Origin of the sequence: Xanthomonas sp. 3307 (assembly GCF_014199735.1) — a bacterium.
Lineage (GTDB): Bacteria > Pseudomonadota > Gammaproteobacteria > Xanthomonadales > Xanthomonadaceae > Xanthomonas_A > Xanthomonas_A rydalmerensis.
Genome location: NZ_JACHOG010000001.1, coordinates 803,877 through 826,376, shown reverse-complemented (window position 1 = coordinate 826,376; position 22,500 = coordinate 803,877). Strand labels below are relative to the sequence as shown.

Below are 22,500 nucleotides of genomic sequence, written 5' to 3'. Positions count from 1 at the left end.
CATGGCTTCCACGACGCTCGATCCCCACGCCGCCCACGCGGGCGGCCACGACCACGACCACGAACATCACGACGCGGGCGGCAACACCGTCTTCGGGTTCTGGGTCTACCTGATGAGCGACTGCCTCATCTTCGCCGGCCTGTTCGCCACCTACGCGGTGCTGGCCGGCGCGACGGTGGACGGCCCGACCGCCAAGGAACTGTTCGACCTGAAGTTCGTGCTGGTGGAAACCTTCCTGCTGTTGTTCAGCAGCCTGAGTTTCGGCTTCGCGATGATCTCGGCGAACAAGCGCAGCATGGGCGGCCTGTACGGCTGGCTGGCGGTCACCGCGGCGCTGGGCCTGGGCTTCCTGGGCATGGAAATCTACGAGTTCCACCACCTGATCCAGGAGGGCGCCGGCCCCGGCCGTAGCGCGTTCCTGTCGGCGTTCTTCACTCTGGTCGGCACCCACGGTCTGCACGTGACCTCGGGCCTGCTGTGGATGGCCGTGCTGGTGATCCAGATCGCCAGGAACGGCCTGACCCCGCGCAACATGACCCGCCTGGCGTGCCTGAGCCTGTTCTGGCACTTCCTGGACGTGATCTGGATCGGCGTGTTCACCATCGTCTACCTGCTGGGAGCGCTGTAATGGCCAACCACCACTCTTCCTCCGACGCGCACGCCGAGCACGGCCATGGCGGCGGCCTGAAGTCCTACCTGGTCGGCTTCGTGCTGGCGGTGATCCTGACCGTGATCCCGTTCGGCATGGTGATGAGCGGGGCGTTCCCGCGCGGCGTCACCGTCATCGTCATCGCGGTGCTGGCCGCGGTGCAGATGCTGGTGCACCTGATCTACTTCCTGCACATGGACCGCTCCGCCGAACAGCGCTCCAACGTGCACGTGGGCCTGTTCTCGCTGCTGATCATCGGCATCGTGGTGGTCGGCTCGCTGTGGGTCATGCACAACCTCAACGTCAACATGATGCACTGAGCGCGCACCGCAGTTGCGTCGCGAAGGCCGCCTCCGGGCGGCCTTTTGCGTTGCGGGGCATAGGCGGGTGCGGCCTTTCTGGATGGGCAGGCGGCCGGTGGACGCGAAAGCGGCGCGCTCGTCCCAGCGTCTTGCCGCACCCTGATCGGCGCACCACGCGTGCGCTCCAACGCCGCTCGCAGTGCGACTCGCGGAAGCGCACTGCGGCGCGTGACCGTTGTCAGCTCCGGCCGAGCCTGCCGGAAAGCTGCAGCAGCACGTTCGCCTCCTCGGCGCTGAGGCGATCCAGCAGCCAGGTTCTGACCGCGGCCGCATGGATCGGCCGCGCCGCGGCGATCTTCTCCTGGCCCAAGGCGGTGATGGCGACGGTCACCACGCGCGGTTCGGCGTCGCTGCGGCGAACGAGGCCGCGTGCCTGCATGCGCGTGAGCTGGTGCGATAGCCGACTCTTGTGCCATCCCATGGAATCGGCGAGCGCCTGTTGGCGCAGTTCGCCCTTGCCCAGATCCATCAGTCGCGACAGCACGCCGAAGTCGCTGCCGGTCAGGCCCGTGTGGTCGGTCAGCTCCTTTTCGACCGCCGCCATCACCGCCTGGCCCATCTGCTTGAAGGCGTGCCAGATCGCTAGTTCGCGGGTGGAAAGGCGTGCTTGGTTCATCGCGGCACCTTAGGCGGATGCGGTTGACGTAGCAACCACGCGGGCGTACTTTTGGTTGGCATGACAACCAGGATCTGGCGGTTGCGGCGCTGTACGAGCCCGCGACTCAGTCCCGATCTTCCGAAGGCGACCGCGATGACAGCAACGACGTTCGAAGGCGTGGATGTGGTGATCACTGGTGGAAGCGATGGCATCGGCTTCGGCCTTGCCCGGCGCTTCCTGGCGGCAGGCAGCCGGGTGCTGGTCACCGGTCGCGACCCAGGCAAGCTCGAGCGTGCCGCGTCGGCGGCGCCCGGCCTGCACACGCTGGTCAACGACATCGGGGTGGCCGAGGAGCGCGAGCGACTCGCGCAGTATCTGCAGGCGCAGTGCCCGGGGTTGCGCGTGGTGGTCAACAACGCAGGTATCCAACGACGGGTGTCGCTCGCCGACGACCAGGCGCCTTGGGTGGAGCGCCAGCGCGAAATAGAGATCCTGTTTTCTGCCGTCGTGCATCTGAATCATCTGCTGATCCCGCTGTTGCTCAAGCAGGGAGAGCCATGCCTTATCGCCAATGTATCGTCCGGCGGCGCCTTGATCCCGCAACCATTCGCACCGGTCTACAGCGCCTGCAAGGCCGCGATCCGTAGCTACACCGCCAACCTCAGGTTCGCGCTGTCGGAGACGCCGGTTCGCGTCGTGGAAATCATCCCGCCCGCCGTCCGCACCGGCCTGGCGGGCACGGGCGTGGCGCATGGCGCGGACCTGGAGGTGTTCTGCGACGCGATCTTCGCCGGGCTCGAGGCAGGGCAGGCCGATGAACTCGGCTTCGGGATGACCGACTCGGCGGAGCTTCGGCAGCGTCTGGCCGTCGACCGCGCCTTGTTCGACGGTTTTTCCGGGCGTTTTCCGGTGCGCACGTATTGAGGCGTGGCATGCGCCGTTGCGACCAGGCCTTCAGGCCTGCCTCGCGCACGCAGCTTCCGTGCGTCGCGCTGTGCCGCGGGCATGACCTATGGCATGGCACGTCGCGGCGCCGCAGGCATAGCATGGGGGTTTGCCTGTTCGCCGCCGTTCCTGCCTGGAGATCCCATGAACAAGTCCACCGCCTGGATGGCGCCGTTGCTGCTGGCCGCCACTGTCGCGTTCCAGGCCTCGGCGCAGACCGCACCGCCGCGCGACGTGCCGTTCGCCGGCACGTTGAAGATCGATGTCGACGCCACCGATCTGGCGCACCGCATTTTCCGCGTGCGCAGCACCATTCCGGCCACGCCGGGGCCGATGACCCTGCTGTATCCGCAGTGGATCCCCGGCAACCATTCCCCGACCGGCCCGATCGACAAGGTGGCCGGGCTGGTGATCAAGGCCAACGGCAAGGTGCTGCCGTGGACGCGCGACCAGTACGACGTCTATGCGTTCAAGATCGACGTGCCCGCCGGCGTCAGCGAGATCGTCGCCGAGTACCAGTTCCTGTCCTCGCAGGGCGACGGCCAGGGCCGGGTGATGATGACCCCGGAGATGCTCAACCTGCAGTGGAACACCACCGCGCTGTATCCGGCCGGGGTGTACGCGCGCAACATCAAGGCGCAGGCCAGCGTGACCCTGCCGGCCGGCTGGAGCTACGCCACCGCGCTGGAGACCGCCGGGCGGACCGGCGACACGGTGACGTTCAAGCCGATCGATTTCGACGACCTGGTCGATTCGCCGATGTTCGCCGGCAAGTACTACAAGCGCATCGTGCTGGACAGCAAGGACAAGGCGCCGGTGGCGCTGAACGTGTTCGCCGACAAGCCCAAGTCGCTGGAGGCCAAGCCCGAGCAGGTGAAGGCGCACGTGGCCCTGGTGCAGCAGATGGACAAGCTGTACGGCGCGCGCCACTTCGACCACTACGAGTTCCTGCTGGCGCTGACCGACAAGCTCGGCGGCATCGGCCTGGAGCACCACCGCTCCAGCGAGAACAGCGGCCCGCTCGACTACTTCACCGAGTGGGACAAGAGCTGGGAGATGCGCGACCTGCTCGCGCACGAGTTCAACCACTCCTGGAACGGCAAGTACCGCCGCGGCGCCGACCTGGCCACGCCCAACTTCAACGTGCCGATGGGCGACAGCCTGCTGTGGCTGTATGAGGGTCAGACCCAGTTCTGGGGCGAGGTGATCGCCGCGCGCGCGGGGCTGTGGACGCAGGATCAGGCCCGCGACATGCTGGCCAACGTCGCCGCGGTCTACCAGCGCGGCCGTCCCGGCCTGGCCTGGCGCGCGCTGCAGGACACCACCAACGACCCGACCATGTCGATGCGCCGGCCGCGCGCCTACCGCAGCTACCAACTGAGCGAGGACTACTACTCCGGCGGGCAGATGCTGTGGCTGGAGGTCAACGCCAAGCTGCGCGAGCTCAGCGGCGGCAAGCGCTCGCTGGACGATTTCGCCAAGGCGTTCTTCGGCATGCACGACGGCGCCTGGGACGTGAACCCTTACACCTTCGACGACATCGTCGCCACGCTCAATGGCATCGCCAAGTACGACTGGGCGACCCTGCTGCGCAGCCGCCTCGACGCGCATGGTTCGCTGGTCGGCGGGATCGAGGCCAGCGGCTGGAGGCTGGTCTATACCGATCAGCCGAACGCGGCCAGCAAGACGTCCGAGTCGCGTAGCAAGAGCCTGGACCTGAGCTATTCGCTGGGCCTGAGCCTGGACCAACAGGGCCAGGTGCAGGCCGTGCTGTGGGACAGCCCGGCGTTCAATGCCGGCCTCATCGCCGGCAACCGCGTGGTCGCGGTCGGCGGCCGCGAGTACAGCGCCGAGGCGCTCAAGGACGCGGTCACCGCGGCCAAGGGTGGCAGCACCCCGATCGAACTGCTGGTCAAGCGCGGCGACCGCTACGACACCTTGCGCATCGCCTACTACAGCGGCCTGCAGTATCCGCACCTGGAGCGCATCGCCGGCACGCCGGATCGCCTGAGCGACTTGTACAAGGCGCGTTGAGCGGTAGATGCGATCGTCCCTCGGCGCCTGCGTGCGCCTGGGGACGGGAGCAGGGCAGCAGTGCCATCTTGTGCGGCGGTGGATCGCTTCCATCGCGTCGGATGGATCCACGTGCGTAAGAGCGGCGTCAGCCGCGACGAACTGCACCCTTCACCCCAGACTGGATAAAACGTCGGGACTGAAGTCCCTCCCACAAGGCACCTGGTGGGAGGACCACCAGTGCGAGTTTCTACAACGAGGCGCAGTGCAGAAGGCTGGGCGGGCGTGCCAGAAGGCCAGGCCGCGTCGCCGTCGCGGACCTTGAGACGATCAGCCACTATGCTGATGCATTGTCTGAGCGGACCAACACCAGATGGCGAAAGCGAAAACAGCCTATGTCTGCGGCGAGTGCGGCGCCGAGTACAGCAAGTGGCAGGGCCAGTGCGTCGAATGCGGCGCCTGGAACACGCTGAGCGAGATCGTGCTGGAGAGCGCGACCACGGCCAAGGCGCCGGCCGCGGCGCGGCGCAGCGGCTGGGCCGGCAAGGCCGAGGCGCCGAAGATCACCGCGCTCAAGGACGTCGAGCATCGCGACCAGGCGCGCGTGTCCACCGGCATCGGCGAGTTCGACCGGGTGCTCGGTGGCGGCCTGGTCGAGGGCGCGGTGGTGCTGATCGGTGGCGACCCCGGCATCGGCAAGTCGACCCTGCTGCTGCAGGCGCTGGCGAAGATGGCCGGCACCCTGCCGGTGCTGTACGTGACCGGCGAGGAATCGCTGGGCCAGGTCGCCGGGCGCGCGGTGCGCCTGGACCTGCCGCTGGATGGCCTCAACGCGCTGGCCGAGACCGGCATCGAGCACATCCTGCAGCACGCCAGCGCGGCGCGGCCCAAGCTGATCGTCGCCGACTCGGTGCAGACCCTGTGGACCGAGGCGTTGACCGCCGCGCCCGGCTCGGTGAGCCAGGTGCGCGAGAGCGCGGCGCGGCTGGTGCGCTACGCCAAGGAGACCGGCACCGCCGTGTTCCTGGTCGGCCACGTCACCAAGGAAGGCGGCATCGCCGGCCCGCGCGTACTCGAGCACATGGTCGATGCGGTGCTGTATTTCGAGGGCGAGAGCGGCAGCCGCTTCCGCCTGCTGCGCGCGTTCAAGAACCGCTTCGGCGCGGTCAACGAACTGGGCGTGTTCGCGATGGGCGAGAAGGGGCTGAAGGAAGTCTCCAATCCGTCGGCGATCTTCCTCTCCGGCGGCAGCGCGCACCAGCCCGGCAGTTGCGTGATGGTCACCCGCGAGGGCACGCGGCCGCTGATGGTGGAAGTACAGGCGCTGGTCGATGCCTCGCCGCTGTCCAATCCGCGGCGCGTGGCGGTAGGACTGGAGCAGAACCGGCTGGCGATGCTGCTGGCGGTGCTGCACCGCCACGGCGGCATCGTGGTCGGCGACCAGGACGTGTTCGTCAACGTGGTTGGCGGCATCCGTGTGCAGGAGACCGCGGCCGACCTGCCGGTGCTGCTGGCGGTGCTGTCGTCGCTGCGCGACCGGCCGCTGGCGGAGAAGACCATCGCCTTCGGCGAGGTCGGCCTGTCCGGCGAGATCCGCCCGGTGCCCAACGGCGAGGACCGGCTGCGCGAGGCGGCCACGCACGGCTTCAAGCGCGCCATCGTGCCCAAGGCCAATGCGCCCAAGACCGGCACGGTCAAGGGCATGGAGGTGATCGCGGTGGAGCGCCTGGCGCAAGCGTTGGAGGCGGCGAGCGAGTAGTTGCCAGCGTTTCCCCTTGGCGGCGTTTATGCCACCATGCCGCCCGCTGCAGTGAGGCAGCGGTTCGAAAAAAAAGGAAAACACAATGGAATGGATGTTGATGCCGCTCAAGCGTTACGCGGATTTTTCCGGTCGTTCGCGGCGCAAGGAGTATTGGATGTTCGCTCTGTTGAACATCATCGTGATGACCGTGCTGATGGTGTTGATGGGAATCGGTGGCGGCGTCGGCGGCCAGAATGGCACCAGCATGCTGTCGCTGGTGGCGGTGGTGCTGCTGGGCCTGTACTCGCTGGCCGTGGTGGTGCCGTCGATCGCGGTGCAGGTGCGCCGGTTCCACGATCAGGGCAAGTCCGGCTGGTACGTGCTGCTGGGTCTGATTCCCTGGGTGGGCGGCTTCGTGATCCTGGTCTTCATGTTCCTGGAAGGGGTCAAGGGCGCCAACGCCTACGGTCCGGATCCGAAGCAGGCCTGATCTGCGGTTGGATCCGCCGCGTCGGGTCCGCGACGCGGCTGCTGCCGATGTCGTGGCGTGCAGCGCCGTTTACGGCGAGGGTCGCCTCGGCGTTGAAACCGCGGCACGCGGATCCGGGGAATCGCGATTGGAGGATGTGCGCGACGACGCAGCGGCGTTCGCCGGCATGCTTGCCGCAGGTCGAGCGCACCGACACTCCGCGTCGCTGAAACGGCGCTCGCTTTTGCGAGCGCCGTTCTCGTTTATGCGCGAACGCAGGCGCGAGCGTCCGGCGTGATGCGTCAGTCCTTCCGGTACACCACGCCGAGCTTGTCGATCTCGTCGCCGTCGCGGCCGGTGAAGCCGGCGATGTGCCAGCCGCTGGGCGCGGTGAGCGTGTAGGTCTCGCTGGTCGGCGTGCCGGCGCTCAGGCTGCGGCCCTGGTTGGTGCGCAGGCTCAGCGAGAACAGCCGGGTGTGGCCGTTGTACTGGCCCACGCTCAACGTGGCCGAGGTCAGCCGCTCGTTGGCAGCCAGGCGCAGCGTGACCGCGTCGCCGCCGCTGCCGCCGTGGGCCAGGGTGCTGCCGTTGTCCAGGCCAAGTGCGATCCCGTCCAGGCGCTCGGCGCCACGCAGGGTCACGCTGGCGATGGTGCGCTGCTCGGCGCCCTTGGCGATGTCGTTGAACGGCGTGCCGTGCGGGCCGCCGTACTGGTCGCTGGTGCGCACGGTGGCACCGACCGCCCAGCCGAACTGCGCGGCCAGCGGGTAGTGGTCGGACAGCGGCTTGCCGTCGCTGTCGTAGAAGTGGCCGTCGTCGAGCTTGTAGCGGTTGGCGACCAGGGTCAGCTGCGGCGCGTCGCGGTACAGGATCTTGTCCACCACTTCGCAGTCATTGGTCGGCGGAGTGCCGCACAGCAGCGGCGCGGCGCCTGCGGCCGGCGCGCTGCCCTTGACCAGTTCCACCCACGTATCGGTCAGGCCGTTGCCGGCGATCAGCGTGCGGATGTTGTCGTCGGCGCGGGTGTAGCGGGTGTTGGAGTCCATCATCACCAGCACCGCGTTGCCGGCCGACCAGGTCTGGATGAACTGCGAGAGCTGGCTGATGTTGGCGCGCCGCGCGGCCAGGTCGCCGCTCTCGGTGCCGGCGTTGGGATGTGCGTTGTACACGTCCAGCAGCACGCCGTCGTCCAGGCGCACGCGCATGTAGCTGAAGCCCTTGGGAGTCAGGCAGTCGGTGCCGTTGCACTTGTCCCACTTGACGCGGGTGAAGTCGTCGAAGGGGTAGTTGCTCAGCGTGTTGAGGCCGTCGCCGATCGCCGCGCCGCCGCTGGTGGGGGTGCGGTAGGGGTGCTTGTCGCCGGCGTACAACGTGGCGTGGTAGTTGAAATCTTCCTGCACGTTGATCAGGCCGTAGGGCGCCAGCTTCGGTGCGATCTGGGCGGTGTTGGCGGCCGGGTTGCTGCTGGAAATGCCCTGCGGCAGGCCGGCGACGTTGTAGGTGAGCACGTCGAGCACGCCGACGTCCGATTGCGCGTGGACCACGCCGGCGCAGGCCAGGCTCAATCCGATGCCGTAGCTCACGAGGGTGCGTAGATGCTGGATCATGAATCGCCTCTTGCGGGTTGGGAGGAACAGCGGGTGGCGCGAGCGCCAGGGAGCGGTGCCGGAAAGCACCGATGCCGCCGCGCGACCGGCCGGGGCCGGCGCACGTGGCGTCATGGGGTCAGGAACTGCGGATCGAGCGCGGCTTCGACCGCGGCGGCGAAGGCCGGCAGCGGGCAGTCGTAGGCGGCATCGGCGCGGCTGCACTGCGGGATGAACACGGCCGATTCCAGCGGTGGCGCCTGCGCGGTCAGCGCGCGGCGTTCGCGCAGTTGCGCCAGGCTCTGCGCGGTGTAGCGCAGGCGGATCACGCGTTCGCCGTCGGCGCGGCGCCAGCGCTCGAACACCAGCGCGCCGCCGGGCACGGTCTGGTCGGGCTGGTAGCCGGGCAGTTGCCAGTGCAGGTCGAGCATGCCGGCCAGCAGGGTCAGGGTGCCGTCGTGGCCGGACAGCACTACCAGCCGCGCCGCACCGCCGATCGGCGCGGCGTGCGTGGCCTGGCCGCTGCCTTCCAGCAACGTGGCCAGCAGCCGCGCCGCCAGCGGTGAGGCCGCCATGCGCGCCACCGCCGGCGCGCGCAGGCGCAGGGCGAACTCGGCCTGGTGCGGAGCGAAGGCGCGCAACAGGCTGGCGGCGTCGACGCCGCGCCAGCCCAGTGCGGCGAAGTCCTGGCCGTCGGCCCAGGCCATCAGCAGGCTTTCGCTGAGGCCGGAGGCGGCCGCGGCCGGGCCTTCGATGCCGGGGATCGCGTCGTCGGCGTCGCCCAGCCGCGCCGGCACCGCATCCAGGCGCAGCTTGCCGCTGCCGGCGTCGGCCGGGCAGGGCCGTTGCGCGCACTGCAGCAGCAGTTGCTGCAGGCTGTCGATGGCGTCGGCCTGGGCCGCGTTCCAGGCCTGCGCATCGCCGCCGATGCGGCCGGCGATGGCCGCGCGCATCTGCGCCACCGCGGCAGGACCGCGCAGCGCGGGCGCGCCGTCGAACAGCGGATCGGAGGCGCCGTCGGCGACGCTGTGCACCGGGTTGGCGCAGCCCGGGGTCAGCGTGCTGGCCAGCGCCTGCGCCGAGGCGAGGGTGCGCTGGGTGCGGTTGGCCCAGTAGTAGGCGGCCGCGCAGCCGTCGCCGGCGAACAACCCCAGCGGTGCGTAATGCGCGCGGTAGTAGGTGCCGAACAGCCGTTCCAGTGCCGCGCCGTTCGCGGTGAGATGCCCGGCGGGGACGTCGAAGCGCGGCCACGGGCGTGCCGAGTAGCGCTCCAGTTGTTCCGTGCTGGACATCGCCGCGCGCACGCCGTGGCGCTTGAGGATGACGACTTTTTCCAGCGTCTCTGTCGCGGTCGGTTGCGCGGGTGCCGCGGCGCAGGCCAGCGGCGCGAGCAAGAACAGGGCGAGGGCGGCGAGGTGCGACAGCGATGGCATCGGCAAGCTCCAGGCAGAGGCGGTGCGTCGCGCGGCGGTGCGCGGCGGTGGCCGCGCCCGCGGCCATGCAGGCAGCGGGCGCCGGCTGGCTGCCGCGCGCGGGCGGCAGCGCGACGGATCAGAAACGTGCGCGCAGGCCGACCGACCAGGTGCGGCCGTAGTCGGTGTAGCCGCCGAACAGGCGGTCGCCGACGTACTGGCGCTGCACGGCGCCGGTGAGATTGATCGCGTTGACGAACACCGACAGGGTGTCGTTGACCTTCCAGGCCACGTTCGCATCGAGGCTGCCGAACCTGTCGCTGTTGAGCGTGGCGACGTTGGCGGTGCCGACCGCGTTGACGATGTCGTCGCTCCAGCCGTAGCTCACCCGCGCCATCAGCGGCCCCTTCTCGTAGAACAGCACCGCGTTGTAGGTGTTCTTGGCCACGCCTTCGAGGCTGTCGGTGAAGCTGCGGCTGCCGTCGCGGTAGGTGGCCTCGCTGTCGGTCCAGGTGTAGTTGAGCTGCATGCCCAGCCCGTCCAGCGGCGCCGGCAGGCCGGCGAAGACTTGCTGGTAGGCCACTTCCACGCCCTTGACGCTGGCCTGGCTGCCGTTGGTCTTGGACGAGAGCAGGTAGGTCTGGCCCTGGTACTGCAGGTTCGACAGCTGGGTCTGGATGAAGCGCGAGATGTCCTTGTAGAACACGCCGCCGGTCAGCGCCGAGGTGCCGTCGATGTACCACTCGAAGGTCAGGTCGTACTGCCAGGCCTCGAACGGGCGCAGCGACGGGTTGCCGCCGCTGGCGGTGAGGATTTCGCCGCTGGAGTTGAAGGTGAGCTTGGACGACAGGTCGGTGAGGTCGGGACGGGTGATCACCTTGGCCGCGGAGCTGCGCAGCACCATGTCGTCGCGCACGTCCCAGGCGGCATTGAACGAGGGCAGCGCGTTGCTGTAGCTGCGCGCGAAGTGCACCGGTTGCGCGCTGCCGTCGACGTCGGCGTGGCCGTCGGTGGTCTGCTCGGTGCGCACCAGGCGCACGCCGAGGTTGCCGCGCAGTTCGCGTCCGGCCAGTTGGCTGCCGAAGTCGGCCATCGCGTAGGCCGAGCCGATCTTTTCCTTCACCTCGTAGGAGTTTTGCAGGTCGGCGCTGTTGGGCGTGTTGACCAGATCCGCAGCGGTCGGCCAGGTGCCGAAGAAGGTCGATTCGATCGGCGCCAGCCAGTGCCGCGGCAGGTTGCCGTTGGCGTCGGCGAGCATGTCGTCCACCGGCAGCGCGGTGAAGTTGCCGGCCGGGAAGCGCACGCCGGCGATGCTGGTCAGCAGCAGGTCGGCGCGATCGTAGGTGCGCGAGCGCTGCCGGTACTTGGCGCCGACCTTGAGCTCGCGGAAGAAGCCGTCGCCGAGCGTGCGCTTGGCGTCGAACTGCAGCGCGTCCTCCTTGTCGCGCGCGTCGATCTCGCGCCATTCCAGGCGTCGGCCGGCCACGCTGGCCGGGTTGGTCGGATCGAAGCCGTTGGTGAAGCGCCAATCGGGTACGTCATCGCCATCGGCCTGCGGCATGTCCACGCGCATCGACAGGTTGGTGCCGCTGCGCAGGCGCGTGCGCCGGATCGGATCGGAGTCATAGCTGTGCGCCTGCGAGTGGAACGCCACCGCGCCCAGCGTCCACGCATCGCCGCTCCAGGTGCTGGACAGGCGCACGCTGCGGTTGTCGTCGGTGATGCCGGAGGTCTCGCGCGAGATCTGCACCTGGCCGTTGCGGTAGTCGAAGCCGGCGACGCCACCGTGTGCCACGCGCAGGTTGCTGAGCTTGGCCAGGCTGTCGAAACCCACGCCCAGGCTGTATTCGTCGTAGTGCACGGTCTGCTTGGCATAGAGCAGGTCAAGGTTGGTTTCCCACGCCGCGCTCGGCTTCCATTGCAGCGAGGCGGCGATGCCGGTGCGCTCGCGCTGCTCCAGTTCCAGCGTCGGACGCAGGCCGGTGGCCACGTAGTTGGCGCCGGGCACGCCCGGCACGCCGTCGCGGTAGTAGTCCCAGCTCACTTCGTTGACCCGGTCCTGGCGCAGGCTGCGCTGCGCGTAGGCGCCGGACAGCAGCAGGCCGAAGGTGCCGTCGGCATTGACCCAGTTGAACAGGCCGGATACGCGCGGATCGTTGGCGTGGGTGCGCTGCGCCTGGCTCGATTCCAGCGACACGTTGGTCAGGGGTTTGCCCAGTTCCAGCGGGCGAAAGGTGCGCACGTTGACGATGCCGCCGATCGCGCCTTCGTCCAGGTCGGCGGTGGGGCTCTTGATCACCTCCAGGCCGGCGACCAGTTCCGCCGGCAGGGTGTCGTAGCGGAACTGGCGGCCGGTCTGGCCGGAGGTGCGCACGTTTTCGTTGACCGCCATGGTCTGGCCGTTGAGCGTGGTCACCTGGAAGTTGGGGCCGAGGCCGCGCACGCGCACGTACACGCCTTCGCCGCGGTCGCGCACGATCGACACGCCGGGCACGCGCTGCAGCGCTTCGGCCACGTTCTGCGCCGGCAGCTTGCCGATGTCCTCGGCGGCGATCACGTCGACCACGCTGTCGGCGTAGCGCTTCTCGCGCAGCGCGGCGCTGAGGCTGCCGGCGTAGCTGCCGAGCACCTGGATGCCGTCCAGTTGCTTGACCGGTGCATCCGCAGGCGTTGTCGGTGCCGGCGCTGGGACGGCGGTCATCGTCGCCGGTACGGTAGCGGCGGTTTCGGCCGGCGCGCTCGCTGCCTCGATCGTCACCGTGGTCGGGGTCAGGAAGCGGTAGCGCAGGCCGGTGCCGTCGAGCAGTTGCTGCAGCGCCTGCTCCGGCGCCACGCCGGCGCTGCTGCCATGGGTCTGCGGGTTGCCGGTGCTGCCGGCGGCATAGACGAACTGCAGGCCGGTCTGCCGCGACAGGACATTGAGCGCACGCGCCAGCGGTTGCGCGGGAATCGCATCGACCGCGACGGGTGCGGTCTGCGCGCCGGCGGCAGCGGCATGCAGGGCGAGGGCGATGGAAAGGAACAGGGTGCGGCGCATCGTCGGGTCCTGTGAGAGCGGGGGTGGTGGTGCGCGCGGCATCGCCAGTGGGCGGTTGCCTGCGCTGTCCCTGGACTACGAGGTACGACGGCGAAGATCGGGCACCGTTTTTCGATGAATTTTCTGTGACACGTGCGGGGATTGGTGGCGTCGCGTGCGCGCACGAAGGCGTGCGTGCACGCTGCGTGTGACGCGTTGATGGCACGCGACTGCGCGCCGGGCCGTCCGGTCTGGACGATGCGTGCGCTGCGCAGTGCGCGCATCGCACCTGCCGCGCTACTGCAGGCGTGCTTGCGTTTGGGTGCGGCTGCGCACGTGGATACCGTTGGCGCTGGTGCGTACCTGCAAGGTCGGCTGCGCATCCAGGAAGGCGCGCAATGCGGCGACGTCGTCGCCACGCAGATTGCCGGTCAGCCGCATCGCCCCGGCATCGGCGTCGTCGATCAGCAGGCGGGTGCGGTTGAGCCGGTTGAAGTCCTCGGCGACGTTGGCCAGCGGCTCGTCGCGGAACACGATGCGGCGTTGCCACCAGGCATGCATGGTGGCAACGTCCTCGTTGCCCAGTTCGACCCGGCCATCGGCGGTGTCGATGCGCGCGCTCTGGCCGGCGCCGAGATCGGCCAGCATCGGCTGCTGCGGCTGGTCCTGGCGCCACACGTGCACGCGGCCGGCCGAGACCTCGATGCGCGCCTGATCCTGGTGCAGGGCGATGTCGAAGGTGGTGCCGATGTCTTCCACGCGCAGGCCGCCGGCCTGCACCTGCAGCGGGCGCCGGTCGGCGGCGACCACGAAACTGGCCTGGCCCCGCAGCAACTGCAGCGTCCGGCTCCAGGGTGTCAGCGTGGCGCGTACCTGGGTCTGCGCGTTGAGCCGCACCGTGCTGCCGTCGGCCAGTTGCACGCTGCGTTGTTCGCCGAGCGCGGTGCGGTAGGTCTGGCTGGTCGGCCAGTTCCAGCCGATCAGCACCGCGACCGCGCACACCGCGGCGGCTGCGGCCAGGCGCCAGCGCGGCGCGGCGCGGGTGCGCGCGGCGCGCGCTGGTGTCGCTGTCGCTGTCGCTGGCAGGCGCCGCGGCAAGGGCAGGGCGATCACGTTGCCGGTTGCGGCGGTGGCGGCGTCGTCGCTGGCCAGCAAGGCGTCCACGTCCAGGTCCATGCCGCGCAGCGCCTCGCCGAGTTCGCCGGCCACGCGCTGCATCGCCAGATACTCGCGCAGGTGCTGCGGCGAGGCGGTCAACCAGTCCAGCAACTGCTGTTCCTGTTTCGCATCCAGCGGCTGCATGCGCTGCACCGCATGCCAGTGCGCGGCCTCGGCGATGGCGCTGCGCGACGAGAAGGCGCTGTCGTTCACCAGCGGTCTCCGCTGTCGGCCAGCGCGCGGCGGCAGGCCGACAGGCCGCGCACCACGTGCTTCTTGACCATGTGCGGCGACACGCCCATGCGTTCGGCGATCTGCTTGTAGCTCAGCCCGTCGCGGTACTGCATCACCAGCACCGCACGGGTGCGCGCGGGCAGGTCGGCGAGCAGGGCCTGCAGGTACTGCTGGCGCTGCCGCTGATGTGCGCTGTCTTCCACGTCGTCTCCCGCTGCCAGCAATTGCGAGAACTGCTCCATCTCGTCGATGCGCAGCGGCGCCTGGCGGCGGCGCGCGGCCTGTTCGCGCGCCAGGTTCTGCGCGACGGTGTACAGATAGGCTTCGGGATTGGCGATCGCCTCGCCCTGCTGCCGATGCGCGCGCAGCAGCCGCAGATAGGTCTCCTGCACCATGTCCTCGGCGTCTTCGCGCGCGCCACGGCGCACGAAGAAGCCGCGCAGCACCGGGCCGTGTTCGGCGAACATGCGCGCCCATGCGCGTTTGGGGTGAGCCGCCACCGAGCCTGCCTTGTTCCTTGGGTGCGGCGCAGGCTAGAAGCTGCTGATGACGGTTCGGTGACGTGGGGGGCGATGCGCGTGGAAGAAGGCGGCCTGCTTCGCGACGCGTGCGGGTGACGTCGCGCGGCTTCCTATCGCCAGAAAAGCGGCATCTGTAGGAGCGGCTTCAGCCGCGACCAGGCGTTACCGGTGGCGCCTGTCGCGGCTGAAGCCGCTCCTACGAAAGTCGTGGAAGCATCTCGCTGCGGGTGCTAATGCGAATCGCGCGCCACCGCGTCGCCGCTGCTGCCGACCAGGAAGTCCAGGTCCGCGCCCAGGTGCGCCTGCTGCACGTGCTCCACGTAGAGCTTGCTCCAGCCGCGCGTCGGCGCCGGCGGCGGCGTCCATTCGCTGCGCCGGCGCAGCAGTTCCTCGTCGCTGACTTCCAGGTGCAGCGCGCGGCCGGGGACGTCGAGTTCGATGATGTCGCCGTCGCGCACCAGCGCCAGAGTGCCGCCGGCGGCGGCCTCGGGCGAGGCGTGCAGCACCACGGTGCCGTAGGCGGTGCCGCTCATGCGTGCGTCGGAGATGCGCACCATGTCGGTGATGCCGGCGCGCAGCAGCTTCGGCGGCAGCGGCATGTTGCCGACTTCGGCCATGCCCGGGTAGCCGCGCGGGCCGCAGTGCTTGAGCACCATGATGCAGTCGGCGTCGATGTCCAGCGCCTCGTCGTCGATGCGCGCCTTGAAATCCTCGATGCTCTCGAACACCACCGCGCGCCCGCGGTGCCGCAGCAGGTGCGGGGACGCGGCCGAGGGCTTGATCACCGCGCCGTCAGGCGCCAGGTTGCCGCGCAACACGGCGATGCCGGCCTCTGCGCGCACCGGTGCATCCAGCGGGTGGATCACCTCGCGGTTCCAGCACGGCGCCTGCGCCACGTTCTCGCCCACGGTGCGGCCGTTGACGGTGCGCGCGTCCAGCGCCAGTTCGCTGCCGAGTTCGCGCATCACCGCCGGCAGCCCGCCGGCATAGTAGAAATCTTCCATCAGGTACTGGCCGGACGGTTTGAGATTGACCAGGCACGGCAGCCGCGAGCCGAGCCGATCCCAGTCGTCCAGCTGCAGCGGCACGCCCACGCGGCCGGCCAGGGCGAGCAGGTGCAGTACCGCATTGGTGGAGCCGCCGATCGCCGCATTGACCTTGATCGCGTTGGCGAAGGCGTCGGCGGTCAGCACCTGCGACATGCGCAGGTCCTCTTCCACCATCTGCACGATGCGCCGCCCGCTGAGCCGGGCCAGCCGCGCGCGGCGCGCGTCCACGGCCGGGATCGCCGCGTTCTCCGGCAGCGACATGCCCAGCGCCTCGACCATGCTGGCCATGGTCGACGCGGTACCCATGGTCATGCAACTGCCCTTGGAGCGCTGCATGCAGGCCTCGGCCTCGACGAAGTCGTCCTGGCTCAGGGTGCCGGCGCGGACCATCTCCGACATCTCGATCACGCCGGTGCCCGAGCCCAGCGGTTGCCCGCGCCAGTTGCCCGACAGCGACGGCCCGCCGGACACGCCGATGGTCGGCAGGTCCACGCTGGCCGCGCCCATCAACAAGGACGGGGTGGTCTTGTCGCAGCCCATCAGCAGCACCACGCCATCCAGCGGATTGGCGCGGATCGATTCCTCCACGTCCATGCTGGCGAGGTTGCGGAACAGCATCGCGGTGGGGCGCATCTGCGTTTCGCCCAGCGACATCACCGGGAATTCCAGCGGGAATCCGCCGGCCTCGTACACGCCTTTTTTGACGTGCTCGGCCAGTTCGCGCAGATGGCCGTTGCACGGGGTCAGCTCCGACCAGGTGTTGCAGATGCCGATCACCGGGCGGCCATCGAACATGTCGTGCGGATGGCCGGCGCTCTTGAGCCAGCTGCGGTAGTAGAAGCCCTGCTTGCCTTCGCGCCCGAACCACGCCTGGCTGCGGCGCGGCGGTTTGCTGGGTGAGCCCATGTCGGCGGATTCCTCGAGTCCAGGACGCCGGGATCCGCCTGCGCGCAAGCCGCCCCCGGATGCTTTACGTCGGCGATGCTAGCGGGCATATTGATACGTGAAAAATAGCAAATATCTTCGAATGGATATTTGTTTTCATATATCGAAATCCTATCCACCTAGAGCGAAACGGCATGGACAACTCGGCAAGCGCGGCGCCTTCCTCCCTCGGCAACGCAACCTACGGCAGCCTGCGCGGCCGCCGCGTCTTCATCACCGGCGGCGGCTCCGGCATCGGCGCCGCGCTGGTGGAGGCCTTCGCTGCGCAGGGCGCACAGGTGGCCTTCGTCGATGTCGCGGCCGAGGCCAGCGCCGCGCTGGCTGAGCGGCTAGCCGCGGCGGGCCTGACCGCGCCCTGGTGGCGCCGCTGCGACGTCACCGACGTGGCCGCGCTGCAGGCGGCGATCGGCGCGGCGGCGGCCGAACTGGGCGACTTCCACGTGCTGCTCAACAACGTCGGCAGCGACGACCGCCATGCGCTGGAGGCGGTGACGCCGGAGTACTGGGAGCGCTGCGTGTCGATCAACCAGCGTGCGGCGTTCTTCGCGATCCAGGCGGTGGTGCCGGGCATGCAGCGGCTGGGGGGCGGTTCCATCGTCAACCTGGGCTCCACCGGCTGGCAGAGCAAGACCGGCGGCTATCCGGTCTATGCCACCGCCAAGTCCTCGGTGAACGGCCTGACCCGCGGCCTGGCCCGCGACCTGGGCGCGGCGCGGATCCGCATCAACGTGCTGACCCCGGGCTGGGTGATGACCGAGCGCCAGGTCACCCTGTGGCTGGACGAGGCCGGCGAGCGCGAACTGGCGCGCAACCAGTGCCTGCCGGACAAGGTGATGCCCGACGACATCGCGCGCATGGCGCTGTTCCTGGCCTCGGACGAGGCGCGCGCGATCACCGCGCAGGAGTTCGTGGTGGATGGCGGCTGGACCTGAGCCAGGTCCGGCGGCGGGCGGTGTAGGGATGCCCTGCGGGGTGGCGTCGGCTCGGACAGGGCCATAGCGGAGGAGGTGTCCCGCTTCGCGCGTCGGGGCTGAAGCCCCTCCCACAAACAGCCTGGCGCTGCTGCTGGGAGGCGCGTTGTGGGAGGGACTTCAGTCCCGACGCGATCAGCTGTCCGCAGTCAGCGACGGCGCGGTCGCTGCCACGGCGACGCCGTAGACCGTGGCGGCCGCCTCCTGCAGCGCCTGCAGCACGATCCGCGCGCCGGGCGACAGCAGCCAGTCGCGGCGGGTGATCAGGCCGAAGGCGTCCATGCGGCAGGACAGCGCCACCGGCACGATCGCCACGCTGCCGTGGTCGGCGAAATGCCGGGCCACGTCCTCCGGGACCACTGCGAGCGCGTCGCCATGCCGCAGCAGCTGCGGCAGCACCACCAGCGCCGAGGTCTCGATCACCCGCTTGGGCGCCTCCAGCCCGGCGTTCTGGAACATCAGTTCGAAGCGGTGGCGCAGCACGCTGCCGTCCGGCGGCACGATCCACGGTGCCTCGGCCAGCACGGCCAGTGTCGGCGCCGGCGCCGCCAGCAGCGGATGGCCGGGGCGGGCGATGGCGCAGACCTTTTCCTCGGCCAGCGCCTGGTAGTGCAGGTGGCGCTTGTCGTGCCGCGCGAACAGCCGCGCCACCACGATGTCGAGCTTGTTTTGCGCCAGTTGCTCCAGCAGCACGTCGCTGCCGTCCACGCGCAGGCTCACCCGCAGCAGCGGATGCTGCGCGCCGACCTGGGCCAGGGCCGACGGCAGCAGGCTCATCGCCGGGCCGGCGATCGCGCCGACGGCGACGCTGCCGGCATAGCCGGCCTTCAGCGCCTCGATCTCGGCGCCGGCCTCGCCGAGGCTGGCTAGGGCGATGCGCGCGTGGCGGATCATCGCCTCGCCGTACCAGGTCGCACGCATGCCGCGCGGCAGGCGCTCGAACAGCGGCACCGCCAGCATGTCCTCCAGGTCCTTGAGCAGCTTGGAGGCGGCCGGCTGCGACATGTTCAAGGTCTCGGCGGCGCGGTGGATGTTGCCTTCCTCCTCGATTGCCAGCAGCAGCATCAATTGCCGGGTCTTCAGGCGGGCGCGGACGAACCAGGGCGGGGCGGCGGGCATGGCGCTCACAAAGATACGAATGTTCGTATACGTTAAGCCAAAACCGATATTTGTTGCATATAGGTCGTCCGGCCAGAATAGGACCGGTGCATCGCGTCGCGCGTGTCCCGCGCCGCTCGCTGCGCGCCCGCATTCCGACAGGCGACCGATTCATGCGATTGATCCAGTTGCTCGATGACGCAGGGACCCCCGGCGTCGGTGTGGTGGAGGACGACGGCCGCCAGGTGCGGCTGTTGCGCGAGGTGGATTCGACCTACGCGCTGGCCAACGTGGCGCTGGCCGCCGGCAACCGCCTGGACGCGCAGGCGCAGCTCCTGCGCGGCGAGCGTGTGCTCGACTATGCCGCGCTGCTGGCCGCCGGCCGGGTGCTGCCGCCGCTGACCCATCCGGACCCGGCGCATTGCCGCGTCACCGGCACCGGCCTGACCCACCTGGGCAGCGCCGCGACCCGCGATGCCATGCACCAGAACCTGCAGCAGCAGGCCGAGCAGGGCACGCTCACCGATTCGATGAAGATCTTCCAGCTTGGCGTGGAAGGTGGCATCCCGCGCGACGGCCAGCCCGGCGCGCAGCCGGAATGGTTCTACAAGGGCGACGGCAGCAATCTGGTCGCGCCGGGCGCGCCGCTGCCGTCCCCGGACTTCGCCCTGGACGGCGGCGAGGAACCGGAGCTGGTCGGGCTGTACGTGATCGGCGCCGACGGCGTGCCGTACCGGCTCGGCTTTGCGCTGGGCAACGAATTCTCCGACCACGTCACCGAGCGCCAGAACTACCTGTACCTGGCCCATTCCAAGCTGCGCGCCTGCGCGGTCGGCCCGGAGCTGCGCATCGGCGACCTGCCGCGCGACCTGCGCGGCCACAGCCGCATCCGCCGCGGCGATGCGGTGATCTGGGAAAAGCCCTTCGTCACCGGCGAGGCCAACATGTGCCACTCGCTGGCCAATCTCGAGTACCACCATTTCAAGTACGCCGCGCACCGCGTGCCCGGCGACGTGCACCTGCATTTCTTCGGCACCGCCACGCTGAGCTTCGCCGACGGCGTGCAGGCACAGCCCGGCGACCGCTTCGAGATCGAACTGCCCGAGTTCGGCGCGGCGCTGGTCAATCCCTTGCAGCGCGTCGAGAGCGGATTCGCCCTGGGCGGCGTGCGCGCGCTGTAGAACCGCACGGAGGTAGACATGACCCGACGTTTCCAGAGCTACATCGACGGCCGCTGGGTGGCCGGCGATGCGATCGCCCCCGACGAGAATCCGTCCGACCTGTCGGCACCGGTCGGCGAGGCCGGCGGTGTCGATGCCGCCACCGTGCGCGAGGCGATCGCCGCGGCCAACGCAGCGCAGTCGGCCTGGGCCGCGACTACGCCGCAGCAGCGCGCCGACGCGCTGGACGCGGTCGGCAGCGAGATCCTGGCGCGCAAGCAGGAATTGGGTGCGCTGCTGGCATCGGAAGAGGGCAAGACCCTGCCGGAGAGCATCGGCGAGGCGGCGCGCGCCGGGCAGATCTTCAAGTTCTTCGCCGGCGAGGCCTTGCGCATTCCCGGCGAGACGCTGGCCTCCACCCGGCCCGGGGTCAACGTCGAGATCACCCGCGAGCCAGTCGGTACGGTCGGCATCATCGCGCCGTGGAATTTCCCGCTGGCGATCCCGGCGTGGAAGATCGCGCCGGCGCTGGCCTACGGCAACACCGTCGTGTTCAAGCCGGCGGAGATCGTGCCCGGTTGCGCCTGGGCGCTGGCCGAGATCCTCAGCCGCGCGGGCCTGCCCAACGGCGCGTTCAACCTGGTGCTCGGCAGCGGCAGCACGGTCGGCCAGGCGCTGGTCGCCGAGCGCGGCATCGATGCGCTGAGCTTCACCGGCTCGGTGCCCACCGGCAACCGGCTGCTGCGCCAGGCCGCCGAGCGCGGGCTGAAGATCCAGTTGGAGATGGGCGGCAAGAATCCGCTGGTGGTGCTGGCCGATGCCGACCTGGACCTGGCGGTGGAGATCGCGGTCAACGGCGCCTACTTCTCCACCGGCCAGCGCTGCACCGCCTCGAGCCGGTTGATCGTCGAACGCGCGGTGCACGATGAATTCGTCGCGCGTGTGCGTACGCGCCTGGCCGCGCTGAAGATCGGCCATGCGCTGGAGCCGGGCGTGGACATCGGCCCGGTCGCCAGCGCCAGCCAGTTCGAACAGGACCGCGACTACCTGCGCATCGCCCGCGAAGAAGGCGCCGAACTGCTGTATGGCGGCGAAGCGCTGGAATGCGCGCACCGCGGCTACTACCTGCGCCCTGCACTGGTCGCCGCGCAGCCGCAGCACCGCATCGCCCGCGAGGAAGTGTTCGGCCCGGTCGCGGCGGTGTTGGTGGCCGACGACTACGAGCACGCGCTGGCCCTGGCCAACGACACCGAGTTCGGCCTGTGCGCCGGCATCGCCACGCGCTCGCTGAAGCACGCCACGCATTTCAAGCGGCACGCGCAGGCGGGCATGGTGATGGTCAACCTGCCCACCGCCGGCGTCGACCCGCACGTGCCGTTCGGCGGGCGCAAGGCGTCCAGCTACGGCCCGCGCGAGCAGGGCCGGTATGCGGTGGAGTTCTACACCACGGTCAAGACCGCCTATACGTCCGCACCATGAACTGATCGAACCAGCGCACGCCGGCCTGGGAGGGTGGGCGGCGCGTCGCGGCCTCAGGGCCCGTCCGCCGCCAGCGTGCCATCAACGAGGAGGGGCTATGCAGAAGCACACGTCGGGAATGCGGGCGCTGGGAATCGCAGCGTTGCTGGGCATGGCGCTGGCCGCCTGTTCCGGCGGCGGCAAGGACGCGGGCAAGGCGCCCGGACAACTGACCGTCGGTTTCAGCCAGGTCGGCGCCGAGAGCGAGTGGCGTACCGCCAACACCGCTTCGATCAAGCAGGCCGTCGCCGATGCCGGCATGAAGCTGAAGTTCTCCGACGCGCAGCAGAAGCAGGAGAACCAGATCAAGGCGCTGCGCTCGTTCATCGCCCAACGCGTGGACGTGATCGCGTTTTCGCCGGTGGTGGAATCGGGCTGGGAGACGGTGCTGCGCGAGGCCAAGGCCGCGAAGATCCCGGTGGTGCTCACCGACCGCGCGGTAAAGGTGTCCGACGACAGTCTGTATGTCACCCTGATCGGCTCGGATTTCGTCGAGGAAGGGCGCAAGGCGGCGCGCTGGCTGGTCGAGCAGTCGCCGTTGAAGAACGGCGACAAGCCAGTGCGCATCGTCGAGCTGCAAGGCACCGTCGGCTCGGCGCCGGCGATCGATCGCATGAAGGGCTTCAAGGAAATCCTGGCGGCGCATCCGCGCTTCCAGATCGTGCGCTCGCAGAGCGGCGACTTCACCCGTGCCAAGGGCAAGGAAGTGATGGAGGCGTTCCTGAAGGCGGAAGGGCGCAACATCGACGTGCTCTATGCGCACAACGACGACATGGCCATCGGCGCGATCCAGGCGATCGAGGAGGCCGGGCTGACGCCGGGCAAGGACATCCTGGTGATCTCGGTGGACGGGGTGAAGGGCGCGTTCGAGGCGATGCAGGCGGGCAAGCTCAACGTCACCGTCGAATGCAATCCGCTGCTCGGCCCGCAACTGGTGCAGGCCATCCGCGACCTCAAGGCCGGCAAGACCCTGCCCAAGCGCATCGTGGTGGAGGAGTCGGTGTACACCCAGGACCAGGCCGCGGCCGAACTGCCCAAGCGCAAGTACTGAGGGC

General features: G+C 69.4%; 18 protein-coding genes. 10 read left to right on the top strand and 8 right to left on the bottom strand.

Annotated features, from left to right (window positions below):
* Position 1 precedes the first annotated feature (1 nt).
* Together cyoC and cyoD are read left to right on the top strand one after the other, a co-directional pair.
* Positions 2-628 (top strand): cytochrome o ubiquinol oxidase subunit III, encoded by a 627-nt coding sequence (gene cyoC / locus GGR64_RS03455; RefSeq protein ID WP_184448146.1) that lies wholly within the window; start codon positions 2-4, stop codon positions 626-628.
* Complete coding sequence (gene cyoD / locus GGR64_RS03450) at positions 628-969, top strand: cytochrome o ubiquinol oxidase subunit IV (protein WP_019796085.1); 342 nt, start codon at positions 628-630, stop codon at positions 967-969. The genes cyoC and cyoD overlap by 1 nt, the downstream gene beginning before the upstream one ends.
* Before the next feature lie 220 nt (positions 970-1,189).
* On the opposite strand, the gene GGR64_RS03445 is transcribed toward cyoD, so the two are convergent.
* Complete coding sequence (locus tag GGR64_RS03445) at positions 1,190-1,627, bottom strand: MarR family winged helix-turn-helix transcriptional regulator (RefSeq protein WP_184448145.1); 438 nt, start codon at positions 1,625-1,627, stop codon at positions 1,190-1,192.
* 135 nt (positions 1,628-1,762) lie between these two features.
* Between GGR64_RS03445 and GGR64_RS03440 the strand changes: the two genes are divergently transcribed.
* The 4 genes from GGR64_RS03440 (at position 1,763) to GGR64_RS03425 (ending at position 6,798) form a co-directional block, all read left to right on the top strand.
* Entirely contained in the window at positions 1,763-2,533 is a 771-nt protein-coding gene (locus GGR64_RS03440) for an SDR family NAD(P)-dependent oxidoreductase (protein ID WP_184643951.1), read from the top strand.
* 165 nt (positions 2,534-2,698) lie between these two features.
* The gene (locus GGR64_RS03435) at positions 2,699-4,588 is read left to right on the top strand and encodes a tetratricopeptide repeat protein (protein WP_184643949.1); all 1,890 of its coding nucleotides are present in this window, start codon (positions 2,699-2,701) and stop codon (positions 4,586-4,588) included.
* 352 nt (positions 4,589-4,940) lie between these two features.
* Positions 4,941-6,326, top strand: coding sequence for a DNA repair protein RadA (radA, locus tag GGR64_RS03430; RefSeq protein ID WP_184643947.1), 1,386 nt, complete (start codon positions 4,941-4,943; stop codon positions 6,324-6,326).
* Between the two features lie 85 nt (positions 6,327-6,411).
* Positions 6,412-6,798 (top strand): DUF805 domain-containing protein, encoded by a 387-nt coding sequence (locus GGR64_RS03425; protein ID WP_184643945.1) that lies wholly within the window; start codon positions 6,412-6,414, stop codon positions 6,796-6,798.
* A 281-nt stretch (positions 6,799-7,079) separates the two neighbouring features.
* Here GGR64_RS03425 and GGR64_RS03420 read toward each other — a convergent pair whose 3' ends face one another.
* From GGR64_RS03420 to GGR64_RS03395, 6 genes are all read right to left on the bottom strand, one after another.
* Positions 7,080-8,384, bottom strand: coding sequence for a jacalin-like lectin (locus GGR64_RS03420; RefSeq protein ID WP_160964391.1), 1,305 nt, complete (start codon positions 8,382-8,384; stop codon positions 7,080-7,082).
* Positions 8,385-8,494: 110 nt separating this feature from the next.
* Entirely contained in the window at positions 8,495-9,796 is a 1,302-nt protein-coding gene (locus tag GGR64_RS03415; protein ID WP_260302702.1) for a histidine-type phosphatase, read from the bottom strand.
* A 118-nt stretch (positions 9,797-9,914) separates the two neighbouring features.
* The gene (locus GGR64_RS03410; RefSeq protein ID WP_184643943.1) at positions 9,915-12,812 is read right to left on the bottom strand and encodes a TonB-dependent receptor; all 2,898 of its coding nucleotides are present in this window, start codon (positions 12,810-12,812) and stop codon (positions 9,915-9,917) included.
* 276 nt (positions 12,813-13,088) lie between these two features.
* Positions 13,089-14,093 (bottom strand): FecR domain-containing protein, encoded by a 1,005-nt coding sequence (locus GGR64_RS03405; protein WP_184644295.1) that lies wholly within the window; start codon positions 14,091-14,093, stop codon positions 13,089-13,091.
* Positions 14,094-14,158: 65 nt separating this feature from the next.
* Positions 14,159-14,683 (bottom strand): sigma-70 family RNA polymerase sigma factor, encoded by a 525-nt coding sequence (locus GGR64_RS03400; protein WP_184643941.1) that lies wholly within the window; start codon positions 14,681-14,683, stop codon positions 14,159-14,161.
* A 251-nt stretch (positions 14,684-14,934) separates the two neighbouring features.
* The gene (locus tag GGR64_RS03395; RefSeq protein ID WP_160964394.1) at positions 14,935-16,659 is read right to left on the bottom strand and encodes an IlvD/Edd family dehydratase; all 1,725 of its coding nucleotides are present in this window, start codon (positions 16,657-16,659) and stop codon (positions 14,935-14,937) included.
* Between the two features lie 173 nt (positions 16,660-16,832).
* Here GGR64_RS03395 and GGR64_RS03390 point away from each other — a divergent pair, with 173 nt between their 5' ends.
* Complete coding sequence (locus GGR64_RS03390) at positions 16,833-17,630, top strand: SDR family oxidoreductase (RefSeq protein WP_184449026.1); 798 nt, start codon at positions 16,833-16,835, stop codon at positions 17,628-17,630.
* Between the two features lie 174 nt (positions 17,631-17,804).
* Here GGR64_RS03390 and GGR64_RS03385 read toward each other — a convergent pair whose 3' ends face one another.
* Positions 17,805-18,788, bottom strand: a complete 984-nt coding sequence (locus GGR64_RS03385; RefSeq protein WP_160964396.1) for a LysR substrate-binding domain-containing protein — start codon at positions 18,786-18,788, stop codon at positions 17,805-17,807.
* A gap of 152 nt (positions 18,789-18,940) precedes the next feature.
* Between GGR64_RS03385 and araD1 the strand changes: the two genes are divergently transcribed.
* The 3 genes from araD1 to GGR64_RS03370 all read left to right on the top strand — a co-directional run bounded on the left by araD1 (position 18,941) and on the right by GGR64_RS03370 (position 22,496).
* The gene (gene araD1 / locus GGR64_RS03380; RefSeq protein WP_184643939.1) at positions 18,941-19,948 is read left to right on the top strand and encodes an AraD1 family protein; all 1,008 of its coding nucleotides are present in this window, start codon (positions 18,941-18,943) and stop codon (positions 19,946-19,948) included.
* A gap of 18 nt (positions 19,949-19,966) precedes the next feature.
* The gene (locus GGR64_RS03375) at positions 19,967-21,406 is read left to right on the top strand and encodes an aldehyde dehydrogenase family protein (protein WP_184643937.1); all 1,440 of its coding nucleotides are present in this window, start codon (positions 19,967-19,969) and stop codon (positions 21,404-21,406) included.
* A gap of 97 nt (positions 21,407-21,503) precedes the next feature.
* A complete protein-coding gene (locus GGR64_RS03370; protein ID WP_260302697.1) occupies positions 21,504-22,496 on the top strand; it encodes an ABC transporter substrate-binding protein in 993 nt (330 codons plus the stop codon).
* The last annotated feature ends 4 nt before the right edge of the window (positions 22,497-22,500 follow it).